This is a genomic window from Chitinophaga agrisoli (genome assembly GCF_008386695.1).
In the GTDB taxonomy this organism is placed as follows: Bacteria; Bacteroidota; Bacteroidia; order Chitinophagales; family Chitinophagaceae; genus Chitinophaga; species Chitinophaga agrisoli.
Genome location: NZ_VUOC01000004.1, coordinates 2,178,657 through 2,203,302 on the forward strand (window position 1 = coordinate 2,178,657; position 24,646 = coordinate 2,203,302).

Consider the following 24,646-nt stretch of genomic DNA (forward strand, 5'->3'; position numbering starts at 1 on the left):
TTTTCATTACCGGATCAGGTTAACGGCTCCTTTCTTCTCTACCACGCTTCCGTCTGTCAGCTGCAGCTTGCACACATAGATGTACACGCCGGAAGGCTGCATCCTGCCTTTGTACTGGCCATCCCAGCCCCTATTCTGTGTATTGGTCTCAAATACTTTCTCACCCCATTGGTTAAAGATCATGAAGTGGATGTCTTTGATAATGTAACCATACACGCGCAGCTCATCATTGAGGCCATCGCCATTGGGCGAGAACGCATTGGGGATAAAGATGCCGTCTGGCAAGGTCTTGGCGCTTACCGGTGCGGACAGTTTATCCTCACAACCTTTCGCTTTTACGATCAGCGTTACGGTTTGTGCGGGCTGTAAACCGGTTACCGTATGCGTAAGGCCTCTTTCGCCGGAGGATGGTTTGCTCCAGTTCACGCCGTTGTCGATGGATACTTCGTAACCGGTGGCGTTGGCTACGGCGCTCCATTTAAAGCGCACCATGTTTACGCCAATGGTATCCACGGTCACCATTGGTGTTACCAGTTGCGGGAATACCGTTACTACGCCCCTGGTGCGGTTAGCGCCTGCGCAACCGTCTTTCACGGCTTCTACATAGTAGCTGGCGGTAGCGGTGATATTGGGTATGGTAAGGCTGGCGCCGCTGCCGGCCAGCGTACCGCCCACGGGGGCAGTGTACCAGTTGTAGGTAATATCTGCCTCCGGGCTCTGTACGTTAAAGGTGGCGTTATCGCCTGCGCACACGGTCAGTGAATCATCTGCCAGCACTACGTCCGGCGCTGCGTTCACCGTTACCGGCAGCGTGGTATCGCCTATACAACCTTCTTCCGCAATAATGCTCAGCTTCACATTGTATACGCCGGCGGCGCCGTACTTCTTCAGCGGGTCTTTAACGATGGCGGTATCTACATCGCTCTCGCCAAAATTCCATTTCCAGGAGCTGATGCCTACGCCGTTGGCGGTAGTGGCTGTGCCATGGAACTGTGCGGTATCGCTCACGCAACCGGAATAGGCCACGGTAAAGTCTACCACAGGCGCGCCAATCACCTTAATGGGCAATACGGTTTCCAGGCTGTTGTTACAGCTTTCAATATCCGGGTGGGTCATCACGATGGGCACATAGTACATACCCGGCTGACTGAACACATAATTACTGTTGATCACAAAACGGAAATACTTACGCCCGTTCACTTCCACAGAATCTTCCGGCACCGGGTTCGTTTGTAACACATCCGCATTGGGATCCAGGTAACTTACCTTGCTCAGCTCCCATTTCAGGGTAGTGGGCTTCACAGAGATGAGCATAGAGAAACGGAACGGCGTTTTGGCGCAGGTATAATCACTGGCGCTGCCGTTGCCATAAATATTACTGAAGGATGGTTGCGTGTTCAGGTTCTTCACCAGCGTACCGGCGTTGTAACCGTAGCTTTCCACGCTACCCAGGCCATAGGTGATGGCCGTAAAGGCAGAGTCGCTGGTAACAATGGCCTGTGCGGTATCTGCATCCCAGCGTTTTACGACTACCGTATAACCAGGTAGGTTAGGATGCGGGTATACATGGTCAAAATTGTTGGTACCATCGATCAGCAGGCTGGGCACACCGGCGGTGGGTATGATCAGCGTCAGGTAGTTCACTTCTATGTTCTCCTGCGTATTACGGTACAATCCTACTTTATTGATACCCTGTTCAATGGGGCTCAGGTAGATCATTTCCGGATCGCCCAGGCCATCCATATTATCACAGGCGCTGCTGGACGACATATACTGCGCTACCATCACCGGCAGATCTGCTTGTATATAATCCCCGGTATTGCTCTGGAATTCATAGTACCGGTTGTTAATGATACCGGTCAGCTGCACACCGTTGCGTTTTACTACCGTAGCAGGATCTTTTACCAGCACGCGGAATATGTTGGTCATAAACACCGCCGGATCACTATCCACAGAGGTAGGCGCCGTCAGGTAATTGCGGCCCCAGGCCTGTGAGGGGAAGTTCTGCTGGATCAGGTTATCACCGCCGCCTTCCAGGCCGCCGCAACCGAATTGGGTACGGCTGCTGCCGGAGAACACGGCCACGGGGTAACATTTGCCCGCGCCATTGGGTATTGACTTCACCCGGCTGCCGGAAAGATCATATCCTTCTGTGCCTTGTATCAGCGCGCCCAGTACCTGGTATACTTCGCCCTTGTTAAGGGTGACGGTAAACGGCACATTCGCAGGCCGGCCGGCCAGTGTAGGTTGAGAGGGGGTTACCTCTACTACGGTGTTATCATAATCCGCTATTACATAGAACCAGGAATAAGTATCTGTACCATATTTCTGTTTTGCGGAGAGGGTATAATATTCATAGCCATAAGTGCCTACAGGCAACAGCATGGTGGCGCCGGAGGATGCGCTGCCATAGATATGCGCATACGCTACTACCGGCACATCACTTTCTATACTGATGCCTTTTTCAGAGAACCCTTCTGCCAGCAGGCGCGCGTCAGACAAACCGGATTTTGGTATCAGGTCGCTGCTGATCACCGTATTGGCGGGTATGCTGTAGTGTTTCTCCCAGCTGGTGCCGTTAATACGTACCGTTACATTGGCGGCTGCTTCTGCGCTCAGGTACAGTACCATATCCTGAGAGTTATCACCGCTAAAGAACTGGTGGTGGCCATAACCTACCCAGAAACGGGTACCGCGGTTAGAGCTGTCTGCGGCCTGTACTACCGGCGGCGGCGTTGGCATATTGCCTTTCAGGCCGGTGAATTTATCCAGGAAGCTGAGGCTGGTATCTGCTATAATATTGGCAATGTCTTCCAGCTTGCTGCTGTCACTCGTTTTCCAGGTGTTATTAGCGTCCGTGGTGCGGCCCAGGCGGATGGTTTTTTCATCCGTAAAAGTACCCTGCCATGAATCCACATAGAATTGCTGGATATCAAAGCTGTAAGGCGTGCTGCCCGGCTCCATATCCGTATAGAAATACATGAACTCCTTAGTGGCGTCTATATTAGGCGGCACTACGCCGGAGTACCTGCGTACGCTTACCGTACCGGGTACGGTGGGGCCCCAGGTGATCTTTGATACGGTATCCGTACCAAACATAAAGGTCTGCGTAATACCCGGCGCCGGGGCGGCGGGGATAGCAGGCAATACCGGTGGTACTGCGGTGGGCAGGAACTCATAGGCGCCCATATCCGGTACGCCGGCTGCTAATGTGGTAGGACGGGGCTGGTTGTTGATATCATGGTCATTACCCGCTACCTGTACCCCACGGCCATGTATTGCCCAAACATCCGGGTTAGCCACATCAGGCGCCAGGGTGCTGTCGTTTACAAAAGCCGGTTGGTATACAATGGAGCTCTGGTCCAGGTCCGCCTCATCCCGCCATTGCTGCAGGGTAGGCCGGTCTATATCCGGGAAGCCCTCTTCGTGCACCAATACGGTACCGGTAGTGTACAGCGTGTTATAATCACTATTCAGGTCCTCTATATTATCCACCGCCAGCGGATATTTGCCACCGTTGTGTGCAAAGATGTTATTACGCAGCTTCGTATTGGCGGTGGGCGCAAAGTAAGCGGTGATGTTAGTGGCAGCAGTGGAGGCGCTGCTGTTTAACACAGAGTTATTGTAAAAATTATTGTTCCTGTCGCCGGTAGCATAGATACCGTAAGCAGTATTGCCGGTGGTATTAATGCTGATCACGTTATTCACTACATCGGTAAAGGAAGTGCTGGTGGTGTACAGGCCATACACGCTACCGGTAACGCCGGTAAGCGCATGGATCTTATTGCCTGCTATCGTAGCGGGCAGCGCGGCCGTTGCATCACTGCTGGCCTGGTAGATACCGTACACCGTGCTGGTGGCACCCTGTATGTTCACTATGTTATCTGCTGTTACATAAGCGGTATCGCTGCTGTTGGAATAAATACCGTAAGACGTGCTGGCGCGTGGCGGCGTGATCTTAATGGTATTCTTCCGGATCTTGAGCCGGTTGGTATAATAAGTGTAAATGTTATACTGGTAAGCGCCCACTACGGTGTTGCTGTCTATCGTGAGGTTGGGTACCAGGTCATCGCCGGAGCTGCCGTACATATAGATACCGGTGCTGCCGTTGGTCACCGTATTACCCCTGATCACGTTACCAGTACCTTTCAGCGGGTTGCCGTAAACACCCACTACGTTGGTGGTGCTGCTGGTTACCGCAGGCGCAATGATGGCGCAGTTCAGCAGGCTGTCGTAAGACGACGTGCTGGCCAGGTTCACCGCCCTTGCATAGGCGCCGTTGGATTTGATGGTAAGCTCCTTATAGGTGATATAGCTGGCACTGTCCAGCTGCAACACATAATTGGCGGCATTGGTGCCCGTAAAGGTGAGTATTACGCCGCTGGTATTATGGTTCAGTCCCTGGAAAGTAACGCGGCTGGTATCAGATGCGCCGTAAATGCGGTGCATCCTCACCTGCTCTGTATAAGTGCCGGGCGATACATTAAAGGTCACCCAGCCGGCAATACCGCATTCCAGCGCGTTTACCGCATCCGTAAAAGAGTTGTAGTTCCGTGGGGTGCCTGCGGGCGCGCCGGGGTTGATGGTATAGAAACCAGAGGGCAGCGGCGCGTTCATGTTCACATGCGCCACGGCGGAGTAAGCGGTATCACCGCCGCACATTACCAGGCAACGGAAATAGTTCTCTATCGTGAGCTCGGTCTTGTATTCCTTCACAAAGCGGTCTTCTGTCAGGTATCTCCATGGGCCGGTGGCTGTACGGCCTACCTGCCAGCGGTAGGTTTGTCCGCCGCCGGTGGTGTTGCCATTCAGGCTCAGAGAAATAATAGCGCCCATACATACATTATCCGCGGGCAATGCGGTGGCGGCGCCTGCATTAGGCGGCGCCACGCAGGGCGGTATGGCAATTTCGAAAGCGCCTATATCCGGCGTGGTGGTGCTCCTGCTCTTACCATCCACATCAATGGTAATGCCCAGGGGCGTACCGGTATTATCCAGCGGGGAAATAACCGGGGCCAGGTTACCATTGGGCGCATCGGCATACACCGGGTCCATGCTGATGGAATGCGCGTCCTGGCTGGTCACTGCCTGCCAGTCCGCCAGCGTGGTGCGGTTGCTAGTAGCGGCATAGCCTACGTTGTCTTGTCCGCCGGTACCTTTTACATATATATCATTATAGTCGCTGGTAAAGTCGCTATTGCTGCTGTTCAGGTACATACCATACCTGGTACTATTGCCCGCACGGGTAATGGTGATGATGTTATTGAAGAAACGTACGCCTGCTATATCACCCGTTTCATTAAAGCCACGGGCGCCGGCGGTGCTGGTATTGGCAGCATCATCCAGTGAAATGGTATTATGATAATAGAAGATGTTGTTGGATGTATAGTGATAGATACCGCTAAGGGTACCACGGCCGTTGATGTTATAGATCACGTTGTTCGCTACCATGGTCTCTGCGCCTTCTCCGCCATCTGCATATTGCAGGTAGATGCCGTTAAAATCACTGGTGCTGGTCAGGTTGCCGCCAAACGGGTTAAAGATCCGGTTGCGGGTAATGGTAAGCTTGGTGCTGGGATCGTATATATAAATAGCCGATACGGTATAGTTGCTGTTATCACGCGTGGGCCGGCTGATGGCATTGCCTTCTATCAGCGTATTGGTGGTATAACGGATATAGAAACCAGCGCTGTAGTACTCTTTCACCGCGTTGTTCACAAAGCGGTTGTTCAACAGCGGCACATCTTCATCACCCACCAGCGATACGCCATAGTAGCCGCCGGTGATCGTATTCCGCTCAAAAGTATTAGCGTCGCACAGGGTAGCGCCGGCACTGTTGGCGGCATCATCTTCTGCATTGATCACAATACCACAGTAGTAGGAAACATCGTCCGTTACATCTGTAATAATGTTACACTTACGTACAATATTACTGTCTGCATTATTGATCAGCTGTACGCCATTGCCATACCCCCCATCGCCGGTAGCGTCTATGGTAAGACTGTCAAACACAAAATGGTCTGCACGGCGCAGCTTGATCACCGCCCGCTCGTTCGTATCATCGGAGCTGAAATGGATGGTATTGCCATTACCCATAAAAGTGATGGTATTTACCGCGCTGGCGCCCGGTATGGAGTCCAGGATCAGCTGCTCTTCATAAGGCGTGCGGCCGGCTACTACATTAAAGATCACAGGACCGGCAATACCGCATTCCAGGGCCGCCTTGGCTTCATTAAAGCTCAGGTAGTTCTTAGGCGTGCCTACAGGCGCTGTTTTATCAATAGTGTAAGTGTCCGGGGCCAGGGCCTGGTTCACCTCCAGTAATACCGGGGTAGAGTAAGCCGTATTACCGCTACAGGTAACCGCTACGCGGTAGTAGGAGGTAACATTGGCTACTATGATGGTATCCGCATTGGTCAACGGGTTGCCCAGGTTCGTGAAGGGGCCTGCTATGTTAGCCGATACCTGCCACTGGTAGGTTTGCGTTAAACCTACAGAAGCGCCGGTAAGCCCAAAAGGCACACGGATATTCACACATACCGGCGATGCGCCCACCGTGGCGGTACCAGGCGTGGGCGGCACCGTACAGGGTGGCGGCGTAAACTCATAAGCGCCTATATCCGGCGTGGTGGCGCTGCGCACGGCATTGTTGATATCTATGCCAATGCCTACGGGCATACCACGGTTATCTATAGAGGCATTCACGGGGCTGTAATTACCAGTGGCCGGCGAGGTGAACATGGGGTTGGAGATCATGGAGCCGGCATCCTGACTGCTGGCCGTCTGCCAGTCACCCAGGGTAGCCTGGTCCGCCCCAAAGAAGCCAACAAAGGCATTGGCCACACCCGGCGCAATAAACAGTACGTTCCGGTCAGATACGATCGTGCTGGACGTATTGCCAAAATACAGGCCATATTTAGGACCAGGGCCGCCGCGGGAAATGTGGATGATGTTATTGATCACATTGATCCCATCCACCCGGCTGTTGATCAGGTATATACCCCTGGTAACGGAGGAATTGCCGCTGGCGCTGCCATCCATGGCCAGGGTATTATGATAATAGTATACATTATCGGAGCTGGTGTTGTAGATACCATAGGCATTACCGTTACCGGTGATATTGTATACCAGGTTATTGCTGACGATGTTCTCCAGAGAGCTCAACGCATCCACACTGTTAAAGTATATGCCGTAAAAATCGTCTGTACTGGCAGGGTTACCGCCAAACGGATCCGTGATCCGGTTACGGCTAATGCTGTCCTTGGTGTTCAGGTTCGTGAGATAGATGCCGTAAAAATCCGTTACTTCTGTACGCGCTGGCCGGCTGATGTTATTGCCCGCTATCAGCGTATTAAAGGAGTAACTGATATACATGCCATAGTTGTAGAAATCTTTGATTGTGTTATTAATGATCTTATTGCTGCCATTGGCAAAATTATCATCGCCTACCAGGGTAATGCCATAGTAGCCGCCGGTGATGGTATTATTGCTGAAGGTATTGCCGTCGCATTTTGCCTCTCCGCTTTCGGTAGCGTCCGTATGGCTGCTGGTAACTACGATACCTGCAAAATCCTCTTCATCGGATGTAGTATTTATATTGATCGTACAATTGTTAACGGTGTTGGAGTCTGCATCATTGATCAGCTGCACGCCATAGCCGTACTCAGGACCGGCGGCGCCGCTGGCGGTTATCACCAGGTTGTTGAAGCTGATATGATCTGCACCATCCAGTTTAATGGTGGCCCGTTGCCCGCTGGCTACAGACGTGTACGCGATCTCTTTGCCATTACCGTTAAAAGTAACGGTATTGGTAGCGGATGCACCGGGTATGGGTTGCATGATCAGCTGCTCGTTATGCACCGGGTTAGCGCTGATCACGTTAAACACCACCGCCCCGTTAATACCGCATTTAATATAATTATAAGCGTCATTAAAGGAGTTAAAGGTGCCGGTGACAGTGTTGGTAGGGTTGCCGTTATCAATGGAGAAAGTGCCGGCTACCAGCGTGGGCGATGTTACCTGCACACTCACAGAGGGTACGGATGTTGCGCTGGCTGTACAGGTGAGCATACAGCGGTAATACGAAGTAGCCGTTTGTGTGGCCGTATAATTAGAGGTAGTGGCCCCTGGCACATTCGTCCAGGTAGTATTATTGGGAGAGCTTTGCCACTGATACGTTAACCCGGAGGCTACGGTGGCGCCGGTTAAGCTCAGGTTAAAGGATTCGTTCAAGCAAACGCTGCTTACGCTGGTATGCGCGGTACCGCCATTGGGCGCGCCTGCACAGGCGGACGCGGGCGTCCAGCTGAAAATAATGTTGGGGCGGGTAGTTTGATTACCGCTTTCCTGTGTGGAGAGATTGTCGCAAAGGGTGCCACTGTTATCTTCCGCATAGGTGCGGGAGGCATTAAAAGGCAGGTTGGTGGTCCAGGGCACGCTTACGTTGCCGGTCCAGTCATCACCGCCGTTACAGACTTCTACAATGATGTTGTCTGTGCCATTCCAGAAAAAGGAGTTAGCAAACGTAAAGGCATTGATACCATTGACCGGGTTATAGTCAACAGGACCAAATACCGTAGCGCCGCCGGGTTCCCAGGAATCATCGCCCAGGGTGGTTACCGCGGTGCCTGCGATCTTGAGCGTATACTGTTCGATCACGTCTACGCTGTTCACAGACGTGACGTTGAACTTTACGCCGCTGATCATACCGGGGCCCATGCCCGCGGCCAGCAGCTCCGAGGCCCGGTACAAAAACTGGGAACGGCTGCCTTCAAAATAGTCCTGTAAGGGGCAGGGATAGCTATAGCCGCCTCCGTTGCCGACAGTACCAGTGCCTATGCTGATATCCGTTTGTGCCGATAAGCGGGATGCCAGAAATAGCAGGTAAAACAATGTAAAGATATACTTTCTCATAAGGGTCGTTTTTCTACAGATAGTGGTAGGAGAATGTGTTACTGTTTTATTGTTATTGAGGAAGGAACCAGTTGATCCAGGACTTACCATCCTTTGCGCTCACCATGTCAAAACTCGTTGGGCTTATCTGTACCAGGTAATAGCCCGCGGGTTCTTCCATCTGCGTAAGCGTTTGCTGCAAAGGCGTTATGTCCGGCGGCAAGGCGCCCAGCACGCCCAGGAAGGAGAAATTGATCTTCCCGTCGTTGCTGAATATGGGCGGGTTATAGGCCAGGCCGTAGCTTAATGTGGATTGTTCATCGCCGCTTTGGGTCACAAACCCCAGCAGGTCATAAGAAGTGCCATTGCTGGTACCGTATGCAGGCCAGAAGCCCATAAAGGCATAATCCGGCAGCGTGGTAATATGAAAAGCGTCATCCACCCCGTTTACATGGAAACCATAAGGCCCCACCCAGTAATCGCCGCCGGCCACTGCCTGCCACCATCTTTTGCCGGCGGTGGAGTCTGGCGCCAGCGGTCTGGCAAAACCGGTAATAGTCCCATTGGCCCCGTTGGCGGCAAATTTCATGGTCTGCAGCGCGCCATCCCAGGTAATATTATCCAGGTTGGTAATGGTCTGGCTGCCATCTGTAAAGGCGGGATATATTGCAACGCCGGCAGGCGTATAATAAAAGCCGGTCTCAAACTCCTGTTTATGCCCCTGCGCATCTAACCAGGTAAATTTGATCACATGCCCAAACAGGTTTACAGTGATCTCATACTGGCGGCCGCCCAGGGTGATGCGTTTAAAATAGGTCAGGAACTCCCGCTGTTTTTCAAATACCCGGTTGCGCTGCAGGCTCATATAAGCCTGTTGTTCCTGCTGTGTAGCTTTTATCAGTATAGCCTTGCTGCCGTGAAAACGGCCGGTAAGCAGGATATTATCCCCGCTGATACTATCCAGCGAGAACTCAAAATCGGAATATAACCCCTGCCCATACACGCCGCCGTTCACACCCGCATCGGGGTCGCTGAGCACATGCAGGTAAGAGTAGGTATCAAACAGCAGGCTGGGTTGCTGCAACGCCTTTAGCCGGTAACTGCTTTCTTTAAATGTAGCGGAGGAGGAGGCGTCAAAATCAGAGAACATGGCCACCCGGTTGGAATCGTTGAACCGCAGATAAAAAGAGAACACCCCTTTAGGTACCCCGGAAGGGAATACCAGCGCTTTCCAGCCATAAGGCGCGCTCGTCAGCGCCTGCTGGTAATTGCGCAGGGTCTCATTGATCCGCTCATCCGGCGACTTGTCAAAAAGGGGGTCATCTTCCTTTTTGCAGGCGGCAAAACTGAGCAGCAATAAAAGATATAAGCAATGTTTTTGCATAAGATTTTGTTTGGTTGGGAACCGTTAATACAACAGTTGTTCAATAGTGTGCCTGGTGGCAGCTTGCAGGTGATAGAAATCTATTTTCCATACGGTCTTAAAATAGTCTACTACCATGGCCTCTTTTTTACGCAGGCGCGCCCGTGCATCGGCCTGACTTACCCCATTGATACTGCCCTCCGGAGGTATGCTGTTCACAATGGCGTCAAATCCGCCCTTGCCTTCTACCAGCATCATGGAGATCATTTCCACAAAATCATCGTCATAGCCTGACATGGCATAGGCCGTTACAAAACCATCCTGGTGCGCGGCGTAGTCAGAGATATTATTCCAGTTACCGGTATAATAGCCCGTGGTGATCTGCTTAAACTCCTGCGGATACATCACCGTCTGGTGCAGGATATGCCCAAACTCATGCTCTATCACATGAAACATCTGTTTCACCGTAACGGAGTCTGAGGGCTGATAACCAGGCATGCCCTTAGTGCGGAAATCATTCAGCAGGTACAGCACCACTTTACGCCCGCCTTCTGCAGTGCCCAGGGTAATAGTGCCGTTTTCATTCCAGCTGGCGCTGCCGGAGAGGATGAAAAATTTGGGACTGTATTTCTTAAAGAAAGTCAGCCCCGCTTCTGCGATATAATTATTGATCCATACCTTTTTAATGGCGTCCATCACCGGTATCACTTTTTCTTCTTTTACCGGCACCAGCGTTTTGTTCAGTTCAAATTCAAACTGGTCCCATTTATATTTTACTGCAATGTTGTACGGCGCGGTAAGCGTATCATACAGCCATTTATCCAGCGGCCCCTGTACCCAGGAATCGCCGCCCAGGCCGGGAATGTCCTCTATGGGCCCCAGGTCATCTTCCTTGGAGCAGGAAGTAAACCAGGCGGCAGCAAACAGGAGCAGCAGGAGTTGTATATGTTTCATGTTGCGTATTTTTTAATTTGTGTATTACCGTGGGTTCAGTTCAATACCGGATGAGATAACAGACTGCGGCAATTGCAATACCCGGCGCTTATCATCCGGCGTCAGCACGATCGTTTGCCCCGTAACGGTAGTATGGGTCACCGGCAGCTTGTAGCGTTGCAGATCAAACCAGCGCATACCTTCCTGTATGAACTCTGCCCGCTTACAATCCAGTATGGTCTGTATCAGGGCTCCCTTCACATCATCAATGCCGTAATAGCTGCGGATCTTAGCAGTAGTAAGCGTATGCTGGGAGGCTGCGTAGTTGTTGATACGTTTGCTGGCAAACAGGTTCAGGTCCTGCAGCACAGCGCTGGTATTGCCCAGGTAAACATTGGCTTCTGCACGGTTAAACAATACCTCTTCTGTGGTGAACAGCGGCGTCATTACATAGGGATCGCCTATCTCTGCATTTACAGAGGCCTTTACAAAGTATTCCGTGAGCTTGGGTACAAAATAATCCTGGTTGCCATAGTAGTACACGGGGTATACCCAGCGCCCGCCGGTAACGTTAAAGGTGAGTATGTTTATCTCGTGCGCATAATCCAGCCCGTACCGGTATCTGCCCAGGTAGCGGCCATAGATGGAAGCCGTTTCTGACAACAGCAGGTTAGCGTTTTCCGAAGCGCGGGAGTATACATCCCACAGCTGCGCCGGCGACATACGCGCGTACGTCGTATTCCAGGGCCGCATATTGGTGGCGATATCATTATTGGGAAATACCAGGTTGGCGTATTGCAGCACCCTGGTATAATCCTTTTTAAACAGGTAATAACGGGTAGCAAAAGCGTAAGCGGCGGCCCGGTTAAAGTGATAACGTGGAACTGCATAAGCATCATCGCTGATCAGTGGCAAGCCTTCCAGCAAATCTTTCTCGATCATCTCATATACATAGGCCACCGTCTTACGCTCATATTTTTTGAATACCACGGTCTCCGGTTCCGTTACATACGGTATACCCGGATCGCTGGCGGCAGTAGCGGCGTCATAGAATTTGGAGAAAAAGCTGACCAGCATAAAATGGGCATAGGCCCTTGCTACCAATGCTTCTCCCCGCTGCCTGCTGTAAGCGGCTGTATTACCGGCCTTATCACAGGCCTGCAGCGCCTGGTTGGCGGCGGCAATGGCCTTATAACAGGCATGCCAGTACGCCTCCGGAGAATCCTCCTTATCGTTCTGTACATCATTGAAAAAGAACGGGTCCTGGTTTACCCGCTCTATTGCGCCGGTCCCCTTGTCGGCTACATTATCTGACATCGCCTCACAGAAGGTGATGTAACTGGATTTTGGATAGGCAGTGCCCAGCAGCCGCGATACCTTCTCAGGTGTGCTAAGATCTGTCCAGGTGCTGTCCGGTACCTGCTCCAGGTATTTCCTGCAACCGGTAAAGACCAGCATACCCAAAACCACAGATAAGATCATACGGTGTTTCATCATACTGTCCTTTTTATATTCCTACTTTTAATGAGAGCGTGAATTGTTTCTGGATAGGCTGCGCTACCCCGCCGGAGTTAAAGAATTCCGGGTCCTGTCCCTTCAGCTTTTTATCCGCATAGATCAGCCATGGATTGATGGCGGCGCCGGTAACGGACACACTGTTCAACCCTGCCCGCTGGATCAGCGATTGCGGCAGCTGGTAGGTGAGCGATACCGTTTTTAAGCGTATAAAATCGCCCTTGGCCACCCTTTCCGTAGAGTAGTTGTAATTGTTGTAAGGATGCGCGCCGTTGAACAGCGTTTCCTCAAATGCGTCTACAATAGAAGGCACCTGTGTGGTCTTCTGATCGCCGGGCATCATCCAGCGGTCATAGAACTCCCTGGGCATAGCGTCAAAATCCGTGTAGCCCGTTTTAAAGGCCGGGTACAGGCGGATCTTATTGCCCCACTGGTAAGTGAAGAACACATTCAGCGAAAGGGCTTTGTAGTGGAAGGTGTTGGAGAAACCACCGGTCACCGGCGGGTCTACCGGGCCATCATACACCAGGTATTTTGTTTCATTATCCTGCAGGTAAACATCGGTTTTGGTATCGCCATGTTCATTCACAAAAGTGGGCACGCCGGTATTCGGGTCCAGCCCTTTGTATTGGATAGAGAACAGGCTACGCACCGGGTAACCTTCTTTATTGCCGCCTTCTGCTACCACCAGGTCAAAGATGGCCGGTGTGTTCCTGGCATTAGTGATCTTGTTGGTGCTATAACCAAAGGTCACATTGGTACGCCAGCCCCATTGCTTGCGGCGGATGATCTCCCCTCCTATCATCAGCTCCACGCCTTTGGAGCTCATATCCGCATAGTTGGCGGCCTTATAGATCTCGCCTCCTATACCGGAGGTTTTGATCCGGCTGATAAGATCAAAGCTTTTACGGGTGTACAGGTCCAGGTTCAGCGTTAGCCGCCTGTCAAACAGCCCTGCATCCAGCCCCAGGTTGGTGGTGTATAATTTCTCCCATGTCAGATCATCGTTCTGCAGGTGCGCTAACGAGATCACAGACTCCACCTCGTTCAGGTGGGGCCGGTTGGTATTGATGGTCTGGTAAACGATATTGGAGTTGGTGGCAGGCCCCATACTGGCGGTTAGCCCGTAACTCGCCCTCAGCGTCAGGTAGTCAACCACGTTTACCCTTTGCATAAAAGCCTCTCTGTCTATATTCCATGAGCCTGCCACGCTCCAAGTAGGTAACCAGCGCGCCGTACGTGACTGCCCCAAACGGTTGGAGCCATCGTAACGGGCCGTGCCGGTCAAATTATATTTCCCATCATAGGCATAAGTCGCCGTGGCATAAAAAGCGGCAAAGCGGTCATAGTCACGGCCCATGCCATAGTAAGGAAAATTGCCTTCGATGGTTTGTTTAAGGATCCGGTAGTCTATGAATGGCACGCCGCCGTTCTCATACTGGTAACCGTAACCGGTATTGTTGGCGGCCTGACGGTCCGCATATTTCACCTGCTGGCCCAGCAGCACATTCAGGTTATGTTTGCCGGCAAACGTATTGGAGTAGTTGAGGCTGTTGCGGAAATCATAGTTCAGCAGCTGATCTTCTGAACGGTTGTAAAAACCGCCGTAAGGCAATACCACCAGCGGCCGGCCATCCGGGTTATCCGGATCCCGGTACAGGAACTTGTTATTATCCTCGATGGTGGAATTGTAGTTAGCCCGGTAGGCATTGGCCATATTGGCGTTCTCCGTGATCTGGTGCTCGCGGGATGATTTTACATACCGCAACGCGCCTACGAACTCATACCGCAGATGATCATTCAGCTTCAGCGACAGATCACCCTGCAACCGCAGATCGATCATGTTCAGGCTCAGGTAATTGTTCTGCAGCTCGTTGATGATATTGAACGGCGCAAAGTTCCGCCTGAAATACTCAAGACCGCCCTGTTCATCATAGGCGGTTAAAGTACGGCTGGTGTTCAGGGAGTAGCTGAAGGGATTAATGTCAAAATCGCGGTCATACTGCCCTTCCACCGGGTTGCTCACGCGCGTTAACGCGCCGGGCGCCCGCTGCTGCCGTACAGATCCAAGCGTGGAAAAGCCGGCAGATAAGCGGTCATTGAATTTATAGTTATTACGGTAGTTCACCGTGTAACGCGTTACTTTATCGCCAATGGTCCAGCCGTTATCACTGTAATAGCTGGTGGAGAAATACGACTGTGATTTATCTGTACCGCTGGAGATGCTGATGGAATGCTCCTGCAGGAAGTTATTACGGAACAGCAGGTCAAACCAGTCCGTATTGGCATTGGCATACCGCAGCAGGAAAGCCTTGCGCGCTTCCGGTGTGTTCAGCAGCGGAAAATCGCCGTAGTCATCACCATTCAGGCTTTCGTACATCTTGCCATAAACGCCAATATCGCCACGGGAAAGGATGTCTGAGTTCAGGATCCCTTTACGCTGCAATTCGCCCAATACAGACATTTGCTGGGCGGAGTTCATGATGTTATAGTTGTTGTACGTAGGCTTCAGCTGCGTGCTGAAATTGCCGGTATAAGTGATCACCGGTTTGCCCACCTTTCCTTTTTTGGTGGTGATCACCACCACGCCGTTCATGGCGCGGGCGCCGTATAAAGCGGTAGCGGCGGCATCCTTCAGGATGTCGAAGCTTTCAATATCGTTAGAATTAAGGCCGGCAACAGCAGAGCCCAGCAAGGTAGTGGGATCACCGCTGGATAACTGGTCATTGGATATGTTCACAACATCTTCCAGCACCACGCCATCTACTACCCACAAAGGCTTATTATCTCCATTAATGGAAGTAGCGCCGCGTATGCGCACCTTAGGCGCGGCGCCAAACGTACCGGATACGTTCTGTATGGCCACCCCGGCCACCCGGCCTTCCAGCATACGGCTCACATCCACAATACCATCTGTTTTGGCGTCTTCCATCTTCAGACGCGTAGCCGCGCCGGAAAACTTGTTCTTATCTATATTCTGGAAACCTGTTACCACCACTTCATTCAGGCGGGTAGGTTTCTCCGCCAGCTGCACTGCGAGCAGCCCGCCTTTATAAGCATCCAGGCGTATTTCCTGCCGTGTAAAACCGGTGCCGCTAAATACCAGTACCGCATCATTATTCACACGCGTTAGCTCAAACTCTCCCCGCTCATTGGTAACCGTGCCACGGGTAGTGCCTTTGATACCTATGGAGATACCCATCAGCGGCTCTTTCTTTTGAGAAGTGACTACGCCCTTTACATCAATGATACGCTGCTGTATAGGCGCTACTTCCGTTTTGATAAGCATGGAAGCGGCGCGCGCAGGCTTCTTCTCATTCCTGCGGATCACAATACGGTCATACACTACGGAATAGGATAAGGAGTAAGGCGTGAGCAGCTTATCCAGCAATGCGCCTACCTTTTCATCGTGGGCATGTACATTCACCTTGTTGGCGTCCAGCGCTTCGTTACTTACATAGATAAAGGATACAGCGGCCAGATCGGCTATCTTCTCCAGCGCTTCTTTCAGCACCACATCCTTGAGTTCAATAGTGATCTTTTTGTCAAGCGCATTCTGTGCGCTCAGCACCGCCGCTGCCGGGCTTTCCATCATGCTTAACAGTAGCAGCAGCAACAGGGTTGATAGTTTAAAAAAGAGCGTCTTCTTGATGCGCATGTTCACGATTTGTGTATTTAGGTTGATACAAGCAGGCAATAGGATGCCCATTAGCATGCCTGCGTATTTTTTGCAGGGATACTTTGTACGGTTTAGGAAATAGGAAGCCCGATCCGGTCTTTGGCAAGACCAGGCAACAGTTTAGCTGCTGTAGTTACAGCGCAGTTTTTTCCGGGAGAATTAACCTTGTAATTAAACGGGCTATCCGGGTGGCGGTAATAGGCAAAGGTCCATCATGATCGATTGCTGTTTGGTTGACTCTTAAAATGCTGTATTACTTTATTATGCACAATGCTACTGTACGGGGCATAGGATGCCCTATCCGGTTATTTATAAACCAGGCAAATAGGTTTTCTTGGCAAAGCACGCATTACTAGTCTTTACTGTTTGGATTAACCTTAGATGCTTTTGATGGTTGTTATCCCGGTTGTGTAAAGTGGGAATAATGTCTCATACTGCGATTAGTTTGGTTTTCAACTTGGTTTTCAACTTTGGTCTTTATGTTACTGACAGCTGCCTCCGGTTATCGTGTAGCTGTTAGCGGAACTGTTCTTATGTATACTGGCGTTTAACGAGATCGCTATTAATGTCAGCGTTTTATCCAGGTCATCTGCCGCATCAAAATCGCCGTTAAATACACAGCCCTGGATCTTTACATCGGTGGTAATGGTGGCGTTATAATATCTTTCCAGGTCGCTCACCACCTTCTCCAACGGCACGCCTTTATAGATGAATTTACCCATACGCTTCTGGGCGTAGAAACGGGCGTCATCCTCCGCATCCCGCATCTCCAGCTGATCTGTGGAGGTACTGTATACGGCGCTCTTATTAGCGGTAATGATCATCGCCTGTTCCCGGCCGGCAGTCTGGCTTTTAGCCTGTACCTGCACACGGCCGCTTACTACCACTACCCGGGCCTCTCTGGCATTACGGGCCTCCACATTAAAGGAGGTGGCCAGTACGGTGGTATTGATCAGGGACGAATGGATCACAAAAGGTTGCTTTTCATTATGGGCAACTTCAAAGAACGCTTCACCATCCAGGCTCACTTCGCGCGATTGCTTTCCAAAACGCTGCGGATATTGCAGGGTGGAACCCGGTTCCAGTGAAACCAGTGATCCATCCGGTAATTTTACTGTTTTGCGCTCGCTGGTGGCTGCTACCACCTGTTGCTTCATGCTCTGCCTGTTAAAGGCCAGATACCCGATCCCTGCCATCAACATGATGGCCGCTGCTGCTGCCACTGCCCGCCAGTTATATAACCGTACCGTTTTCCGGGGTGGAACTGTTTCCGGTGCCGGCATATCCCGGTGGATCTTCTCCAGGATCTTTTCAGACAGTTGCCTGTCCAGTGTGTGCTTCACAGATGCCAGGTCCGCGTCAAACTCCTCTGCGGCCAGGGCTTCCAGCTCTGAAAGATCATTTCCGTCCAGGTATTGCAGCATCCATTCCTTCTCAGCAATCGTCCATTCCTCTGTAGTATGTAATAAATGCCTGAGATATTCCTTCCTATTGTGCACGCTGTCGGTTGTTTAAATTAAATACAATGAAGTACGAAAAAAGGGGGGGCGGTTTGCCCTAAAAAATATATATATTATTTTATCACATATAAATTATAAGGTAAGAATGGCTACAGTACTGTGTTTTGTTTTAAAAAAATACTTTCTATCTACATTCACACGTCTTACCTATATCCCGGTTGCCGGATCACCAGTCGTGGTTCAGGAACAACAGGAACAGGACAATGTACTTATGCTCCGCATTCTTTTGGATGTAATCGTTGAGTTTTACCATGGCTGCAGACAGATGTTCTTTTACGGTGTTTCGGGATATATTCAGCTCGCTGGCCACCTCATCATAGGTTTTACCTTCCAGCTTGCAAAGTGTAACAATCCGGCGCCTTTGCGGGGATAATTCCGCAATGGCCTGCTCCAGCAGGTGATATTGTACCTCTTTGACGGCCTTCCGGTCCAGGGCAAGCCCGTCATCGGTATCCAGGGCCACCAGCTTCTGGTGCAGGGTTTGTTCGCGCAGTTTCTTTCGGGTGTAATTCACAGATAGGTTAAAACTGATCACAAACAGCCAGCCGGCAACGGATTGAGAAGCCTTCACATCCTGTCTTTTCTCCCAGAGCTTTATGAAAACCTCCTGGAGGATGTCTTCTGCTACCGCCGGGTCTTTTACCAGCTTCAGGATGTTTCGGTAAACTACTTCGTGATACTTCCAGTACAGGGTATCAAATGCGGCCACCTCATTTGCGTGTAGCCGTTCTACTAATACTGCATCAATTGTGTTCATGTCGGCATTTGGTTGTAAAAGCAGTCCCGCTTCCCCCAAAGCATTGTTCCCTTATTGCACTATAAAATAGTGACAATTCTAATCACTTTATAACAAAAATTTAAATTAAAATTATTGCAAATGTCCTTTTTGTTGATAAAGACGTGGTTCCTTTCAGGGGATAACACTAAAGTTGGGGGAATAAAATTGTGTATTTAACCCGCCAAATGACCGCTTTCCCCAAATTACTTCCGTTTACAAAGGCAAAGCTTTATTTTGATCCCTATCACTTAAATGCGCTTTTACTATGCACCTCAGACGAACCCTACTACTATGGATCTTACTCCTTACCTGTGGCCTGCTGCCTGCCCAGCAACGGTACCAGTTCACCCAGGGCCTTATCAGCGGCCCCTCCCACCAGTATGGGCGCCAGGCGCTGTTCACCGATCCGCTGGCCTGGCAGCTGTATACCGGTACCATGCCCACGCCCGTTGAAGGCGGCAGCGTGCCCGCCCTCAAACCCGGCGAGACCAATAACTGGCAGGCTATCAAAGCAGACAGCGCCGGCATGTTCAAAGGCCGTGTGATCAATAACGGCTATCTCTACCTGACCTATGAATCGCCAAAGGAAACCACGGCGGTATTGAATATTTCCGGCCACCAGATGGTATATGTGAACGGCGTACCGCATGCCGGTGATGTTTACCGCTATGGATGGATGTATGCGCCTATCACCCTCAAAAAAGGGCTTAACCAGTTCCTGGTACGCACGGCCCGCAGTTTTGGCGGACAAGGCATACAGGCGCAGCTGCTGTTCCCGGAGAAACCTGTATATATCAGTACGGCAGATTCTACCCTGCCTTTTATCATAACCGGTCAAAAGAACGATAGCCTGCTGGGGGCCGTAGTGATCGTAAATGCTAGTTCCCGCGCGCTGAAAAATTATACGTTGCTTGCCGGTATAACCGGCGACCCCAGTGATAAGGCCTATATGGAAGTACCTGAAATACCGGCTATGAGCACCCGCAAAGTAGCGTTTAAACTGAATGCTGGTTATATACCAAAAAAGAGGACCATCAACTGTACGCTAGATCTGCGTACAAGCCTTTTCACCGTCGCAACAAACACCATCACCCTGCAGGTCGCAGATCCCGGCGAGCATTACAGCAGCACCTTTATCAGCGATATGGACGGCAGCGTACAATACTACAGCGTATCCCCCCAGGTAAAAGACGATAACACACCCAAAGGCGCCCCTGCCCTCTTCTTTTCTGTACATGGCGCTGAGGTACAGGCCATTAACCAGGCCCGCGCCTATCAGCAGAAAGACTGGGGCGTACTGGTAGCCCCCACCAACCGCCGCCCCCGCGGCTTTAACTGGGAAGACTGGGGCCGCCTGGATGCCCTGGAAGTGCTTAACATCGCCAAACAAACCTTTTCCCCGGACCCCACTAAGATCTACCTCACCGGCCATTCCATGGGCGGTCATGGCAGCTGGTTCCTGGGCGCTACCTATCCCGGCAACTGGGCAGCCGTTGCGCCTTGCTCCGGATACCCCACCCTGTTAGGCTATGGCTCTGCCGATGGCCTGATACCAGACTCCCCTAAAAATGATGTGGAAAGGATCCTGCTGCGCGCCAGCAACCAGAGTAATGTGATAAAACTGGCCAACAACTATAAAGCGGCCGGCATCTACATCCTGCACGGCGATAGCGATAAAGTTGTATCTGTAAACTATGCCCGTCAGATGAAACAGGTGCTGGCTGGTTTTCATGCGGACTACAGCTATTACGAATACCCTGGCGGCGAGCACTGGTATGGTAACCAATGCGTTGACTGGCCGCCGCTGTTCCAGTTCCTGAAATGGCATACCATCATCGCAGACAGTCTGTATAATAATATTGACTTTACCACCGCCAGCCCGGCTATCTCTTCCGGCATGCGCTGGGCGCATATCCTGCAACAACAGCAATCGTTAGAATACAGCCGTATACAGCTGCACCGCAATGCTGACCGGCATACGATCACCGGTACTACCGCTAACGTACAAACGCTTGCTATCAATGTAGCAGACCTTCCCGCCGGCGAAGCGCTCAGCATTGCCCTGGATAACGAAACGCCGCTCTCCTTTACCAGGAAAGCAACAGATACCATTGTGTACCTGCATCATACTTCCCAATGGGCTATTGGCGCAGTGCCATCCGCAAAGGAAAAAGGCCCGCAACGTAACGGTACCTTTAAAGAAGGCTTTAACCACCGTATGGTGTTTGTATATGGTACTACCGGCACTAAAGAGGAGAACGAATGGGCCTTCAACAAAGCCCGTTATGATGCGGAAACCTGGTATTACAGAGGCAATGGCGCGGTAGACCTGGTGGCGGACAAAGACTTTAAACCTGCTGCCTACCCGGACAGGGGCATTATATTATACGGCCACGCCGGCAGCAACAAGGCCTGGGCTTCCCTGCTGCAACACTGTCCCATACAGGTTAGCAAAGGCCAAATACAGGCAGGCAAACAACAGTATACTGGCGATGCCCTCGCCGCTTATTTCACCTGGCCGCGTGAAGACAGTGAAACAGCATCTATTGCCGTGATCAGCGGCACCGGCCTGTTAGGCATGCATGCGGCAGAAGCCAATCAATACTTTGCAGGCGGCAGCGGTTTCCCGGATTATATGATCTTTACGGCGGACTTGCTAAAAGGAGATATCAGTGCAATGAAGACAGCGGGGTTCTATAATAACCAGTGGGAGTTGGAATAGATCATTGAGCGGCAGGATTGTTAATAAATATAGTTCGTGGGTTAGCAATCGATTTCCGAACCAAGACAACAAACTCATTCCGGAACAACACCTGCCCGGAAATAACTAATAACAAGCGGGGTACAAGACGTAATTTGTCTTGTACCCCGCTTGTTATTATTGCTCCAGTTTTACTTTGCCAATCAGGACTTTACCTTCCTGCGTGGTAACGCTTACAATGTACACGCTACCATCCTGGTACTGGCCGGAGAGGCGGAAACGGTTATCCGTGAGCAGCTGTTGCTGCATTTCACGGCCCCTGAGATCCTGCACGGTCACCCGGCTGCCGGTCCAGGACTCTTTACCTTTCAATACCAGCTCGCCATGTGCGGAACCTGCGTCCAGTTGCAGTTTTACGGCATTGTGCGGTACCGTTATAAAACTATAGTCCTCCCCTATCACCTGGCGGTGCTGGCAGGGACTAACCGTAACGGTAACAGAGTCGCGCTTTCCCTCATCGCTAAACATTTCCGGCACGGCATAATACACGGTGCTTACAGATGGGCTCACGGTAAAATTGCCGCCAATATGCAACAGCTTACCGCCGGTGGGCGCATCATACCAGAAAGTTTCAGGAAATGGCATGTTCGTAGTGGCGCTGAGGGTGGCGCTGTCTCCCTGGCAAATGCTTACCTGCTCATACTGTATATGCAGGGTAATGCCAGTTTTCCAGGGATCATTGGCAAAGGCATGGGCCTGTTGCGGGCCTTGAGCGGTGGCTAAAACAGGGCATAGGCTGGCAAGGAGCAAAGTAGTGCTACGCACACTCCTGCGTGATAGTGGAATTTTCCTAAACATAAATCACTCGTTAAAGGGGTTGCTAAAATGATCTTGTTGTAACAATCATTCTACCGGTTCAATTATTATCCTAGTTATTTTGATTATTTGACGGTTGAAATCTAACGGGCATTATCACAAACTCGAAACGGATCACGAAGGTAAGTAATTTTCAAATACGCAACACCACCAGTTTAAGTAGGGGTATCAGGCATAAAAAAAGGGGCCGCCCGAAAAAAGGGCCGCCCCGGTTTGATATATTATGTCAGTATTATACGTTGTTAGTCAGTCTATTCCTGAGACTCTACCAATACGATCTTCACGGTAATATCCCCTGGAGGCGGATTACCAAGAGTGCCATCTGCACGTTGGGTCTCCAGTGTCAAAAATCCCGGCTCGTGCGTATAGGTATAGGTGTAGCCTCCATATACTTCCGGCAGGGCCTCGAACGTGTTACCATCTGCGGATATAGACACCACTACGCCAAAATCCCTATTTGCCTGGTCATTGAGCTCCGGCAAGGAGATGGTCACGCCGTAGGTGCCATTGTCAGTAATGTGTTTCCAGTCCCCTTCGCGTACGGTCGTAATAATAGTCTGATTAGGCGTCACATACTCGTTCTTCGTGCAACCGCTGATAAAGACGCTCATCAGCAGAATGGGCAGTAATAGCAATGATTTCATAGTGTTATTGATTTGATGGTAGTGTTGTCTGGTTTCATACTCGTGGTTGGTATAACAAAGACAATGCCATAACGGCGGGCACAGCCGCTCAGCGGACCAACTTTTGGGTTAATTAACACTCGGAGACCTATTCCGGAACACATTATAAAAATTCCCCGGAAATGACTACATTTATAACCGGCAAACATTCCCTATTATGTATACCACTCCCTCAAAGGATAATTCATCCCGCTCATCCGCCGCCGCTACCGGCGTTTCCGCTTATGGCGCTTCCTTACAGGCTCCCGCCCTGCAAATGAAAGGGCCGGAAGAGGAATTGGAAAAAGGCGCTCCTGCCCAGCTAATGACCCCGGAGGAAGAGATGAAACCCGCACAAGGTAAATTCATTCTTCAGCGTGCCGCTATGCCCGAAGAGGAAAAAATGCCCGTACAAGGCAAGTTCCCCATCCAGCGCAAGGAGAATAACACCGGTATGCCGGACAAGCTTAAATCCGGCATGGAAAACCTTTCCGGCATGGATATGTCTGATGTGAAAGTGCATTACAACTCCGATAAACCAGCTCAGCTGAGCGCACTGGCCTATGCCCAGGGAAATGATATCCATGTAGGCCCCGGCCAGGAAAAACATGTTCCCCATGAGGCATGGCATGTAGTACAGCAACGCCAGGGACGGGTACAGGCCACTACGCAGTTAAAGGAGAGTGTGCCGGTGAATGATGATCCGGGTTTGGAGCATGAAGCGGATGTAATGGGTGCTAAGGCGGTGCAGGGGTAAGGGGTTAATCCATTAGTTTTGCGTTCTTGAGCATTTCGTTCGCTCTTCTGAGTTTTTCAGAAGAAGACATCCCCCTATCGATAGATCTGAAGGTAATAACCTCCGGAAGTTTGGGTGTTTTATGCCGTGTTACTCGAATGGCTTTCTTCTTTGTTTTGGACATGTTTTAAAGTTTGGTTGAATGATGCAATGTTATGTCATCATTGCTAAGAATAAGTGAATGCGTGGTTAACGCCTTTTTCTCCATCTCTATTTGATACTCATAAACAACTCTTCCTACAAATAGCAAAGGGCTGCCTACAAACAGCCCCCTGCATTTTTCACTGAACGAACGACTATATGACAACACCGGATTACAGTGCTATACTCGCTACTCCTTTCTCCCAGGCAGTATCCTGAATACCGGGTATAGATACGCCCTCCACACGGAATACCGTAATATCCGTTAAACCAATAAAGCCAAGGATCGCCTTCAGATACGGCGGTACAAAGTCATGACTATGCATAGGCCCTTCTGATAAAACACCACCGGAAGACAAAGCGATATATACTTTTTTACCGGTCACCAGTCCCTCAACGCCTTTTTCACTTACCTTGAAAGTAGCATTGGATCGTATCAGGTGATCTATCCATGCCTTAAGCGAAGAATGAACATTGAAATTGTATACCGGCGCGCCAATCACAATAATATCCGCGTCCTTTACTTCTGCGATCACTTCATCAGAATGACGTACAGCTTCTATCAGCGCAGGCGTTCTGCTTTCCGGAGGCGTATGGAAAGATGCAATATGAGATTCCTCCAGATGCGGGAAGCTGGTCTCTGCCAGGTTCCTTTCCTTTACTACACTACCAGGATAAGCTGCTTTAATTTTGTCGATAACCGCATTACCCAGTTTAATACTCAAAGAGGCCGCGCCCCTCGGACTTGAAATAACATGCAAGATCTTTTTCATTATCTAAGTGCTTTTAG

At 50.8% G+C, this 24,646-nt stretch carries 12 protein-coding genes; 2 read left to right on the forward strand and 10 right to left on the reverse strand.

What is annotated here, in order from left to right:
* Positions 1 to 6 precede the first annotated feature (6 nt).
* The 7 genes from F0L74_RS27785 to F0L74_RS27815 all read right to left on the reverse strand — a co-directional run bounded on the left by F0L74_RS27785 (position 7) and on the right by F0L74_RS27815 (position 18,659).
* Entirely contained in the window at positions 7 to 8,913 is an 8,907-nt protein-coding gene (locus F0L74_RS27785; RefSeq protein WP_188316202.1) for an Ig-like domain-containing protein, read from the reverse strand.
* A gap of 52 nt (positions 8,914 to 8,965) precedes the next feature.
* Positions 8,966 to 10,276, reverse strand: a complete 1,311-nt coding sequence (locus F0L74_RS27790) for a DUF4302 domain-containing protein (RefSeq protein WP_149841163.1) — start codon at positions 10,274 to 10,276, stop codon at positions 8,966 to 8,968.
* A 24-nt stretch (positions 10,277 to 10,300) separates the two neighbouring features.
* Positions 10,301 to 11,209 carry a zinc-binding metallopeptidase gene (locus F0L74_RS27795; RefSeq protein ID WP_149841164.1) on the reverse strand — a complete coding sequence of 303 codons (909 nt, stop codon included), beginning with the start codon at positions 11,207 to 11,209 and terminating at the stop codon, positions 10,301 to 10,303.
* A 24-nt stretch (positions 11,210 to 11,233) separates the two neighbouring features.
* Positions 11,234 to 12,685 carry a RagB/SusD family nutrient uptake outer membrane protein gene (locus F0L74_RS27800; RefSeq protein ID WP_306462954.1) on the reverse strand — a complete coding sequence of 484 codons (1,452 nt, stop codon included), beginning with the start codon at positions 12,683 to 12,685 and terminating at the stop codon, positions 11,234 to 11,236.
* A 10-nt stretch (positions 12,686 to 12,695) separates the two neighbouring features.
* Positions 12,696 to 16,361: a SusC/RagA family TonB-linked outer membrane protein gene (locus tag F0L74_RS27805; protein ID WP_149841165.1), complete on the reverse strand. Its 3,666-nt coding sequence runs from the start codon at positions 16,359 to 16,361 to the stop codon at positions 12,696 to 12,698.
* A gap of 503 nt (positions 16,362 to 16,864) precedes the next feature.
* The gene (locus tag F0L74_RS27810; RefSeq protein ID WP_149841166.1) at positions 16,865 to 17,881 is read right to left on the reverse strand and encodes a FecR family protein; all 1,017 of its coding nucleotides are present in this window, start codon (positions 17,879 to 17,881) and stop codon (positions 16,865 to 16,867) included.
* A 187-nt stretch (positions 17,882 to 18,068) separates the two neighbouring features.
* Positions 18,069 to 18,659 carry an RNA polymerase sigma factor gene (locus F0L74_RS27815; RefSeq protein WP_149841167.1) on the reverse strand — a complete coding sequence of 197 codons (591 nt, stop codon included), beginning with the start codon at positions 18,657 to 18,659 and terminating at the stop codon, positions 18,069 to 18,071.
* Between the two features lie 286 nt (positions 18,660 to 18,945).
* Here F0L74_RS27815 and F0L74_RS27820 point away from each other — a divergent pair, with 286 nt between their 5' ends.
* Entirely contained in the window at positions 18,946 to 21,402 is a 2,457-nt protein-coding gene (locus tag F0L74_RS27820) for an alpha/beta hydrolase-fold protein (RefSeq protein WP_149841168.1), read from the forward strand.
* Between the two features lie 156 nt (positions 21,403 to 21,558).
* Here the strand turns inward: F0L74_RS27820 and F0L74_RS27825 are convergent, their stop codons facing one another.
* Complete coding sequence (locus F0L74_RS27825; protein ID WP_149841169.1) at positions 21,559 to 22,239, reverse strand: immunoglobulin domain-containing protein; 681 nt, start codon at positions 22,237 to 22,239, stop codon at positions 21,559 to 21,561.
* Between the two features lie 269 nt (positions 22,240 to 22,508).
* Entirely contained in the window at positions 22,509 to 22,901 is a 393-nt protein-coding gene (locus F0L74_RS27830) for a hypothetical protein (protein ID WP_149841170.1), read from the reverse strand.
* A gap of 196 nt (positions 22,902 to 23,097) precedes the next feature.
* Here F0L74_RS27830 and F0L74_RS27835 point away from each other — a divergent pair, with 196 nt between their 5' ends.
* Entirely contained in the window at positions 23,098 to 23,676 is a 579-nt protein-coding gene (locus F0L74_RS27835; protein ID WP_213087094.1) for an eCIS core domain-containing protein, read from the forward strand.
* A gap of 353 nt (positions 23,677 to 24,029) precedes the next feature.
* Here F0L74_RS27835 and F0L74_RS27840 read toward each other — a convergent pair whose 3' ends face one another.
* Positions 24,030 to 24,629, reverse strand: coding sequence for an FMN-dependent NADH-azoreductase (locus tag F0L74_RS27840; RefSeq protein ID WP_149841171.1), 600 nt, complete (start codon positions 24,627 to 24,629; stop codon positions 24,030 to 24,032).
* Positions 24,630 to 24,646 lie beyond the last annotated feature (17 nt).

Coding starts and splice junctions, on each gene's coding strand:
- F0L74_RS27785 (WP_188316202.1), bottom strand. CDS start 8,913: ATGAGAAAGTATATCTTTACATTGTTTTACCTGCTATTTCTGGCATCC.
- F0L74_RS27790 (WP_149841163.1), bottom strand. CDS start 10,276: ATGCAAAAACATTGCTTATATCTTTTATTGCTGCTCAGTTTTGCCGCC.
- F0L74_RS27795 (WP_149841164.1), bottom strand. CDS start 11,209: ATGAAACATATACAACTCCTGCTGCTCCTGTTTGCTGCCGCCTGGTTT.
- F0L74_RS27800 (WP_306462954.1), bottom strand. CDS start 12,685: ATGATGAAACACCGTATGATCTTATCTGTGGTTTTGGGTATGCTGGTC.
- F0L74_RS27805 (WP_149841165.1), bottom strand. CDS start 16,361: ATGCGCATCAAGAAGACGCTCTTTTTTAAACTATCAACCCTGTTGCTG.
- F0L74_RS27815 (WP_149841167.1), bottom strand. CDS start 18,659: ATGAACACAATTGATGCAGTATTAGTAGAACGGCTACACGCAAATGAG.
- F0L74_RS27820 (WP_149841168.1), top strand. CDS start 18,946: ATGCACCTCAGACGAACCCTACTACTATGGATCTTACTCCTTACCTGT.
- F0L74_RS27825 (WP_149841169.1), bottom strand. CDS start 22,239: ATGTTTAGGAAAATTCCACTATCACGCAGGAGTGTGCGTAGCACTACT.
- F0L74_RS27830 (WP_149841170.1), bottom strand. CDS start 22,901: ATGAAATCATTGCTATTACTGCCCATTCTGCTGATGAGCGTCTTTATC.
- F0L74_RS27835 (WP_213087094.1), top strand. CDS start 23,098: ATGTATACCACTCCCTCAAAGGATAATTCATCCCGCTCATCCGCCGCC.
- F0L74_RS27840 (WP_149841171.1), bottom strand. CDS start 24,629: ATGAAAAAGATCTTGCATGTTATTTCAAGTCCGAGGGGCGCGGCCTCT.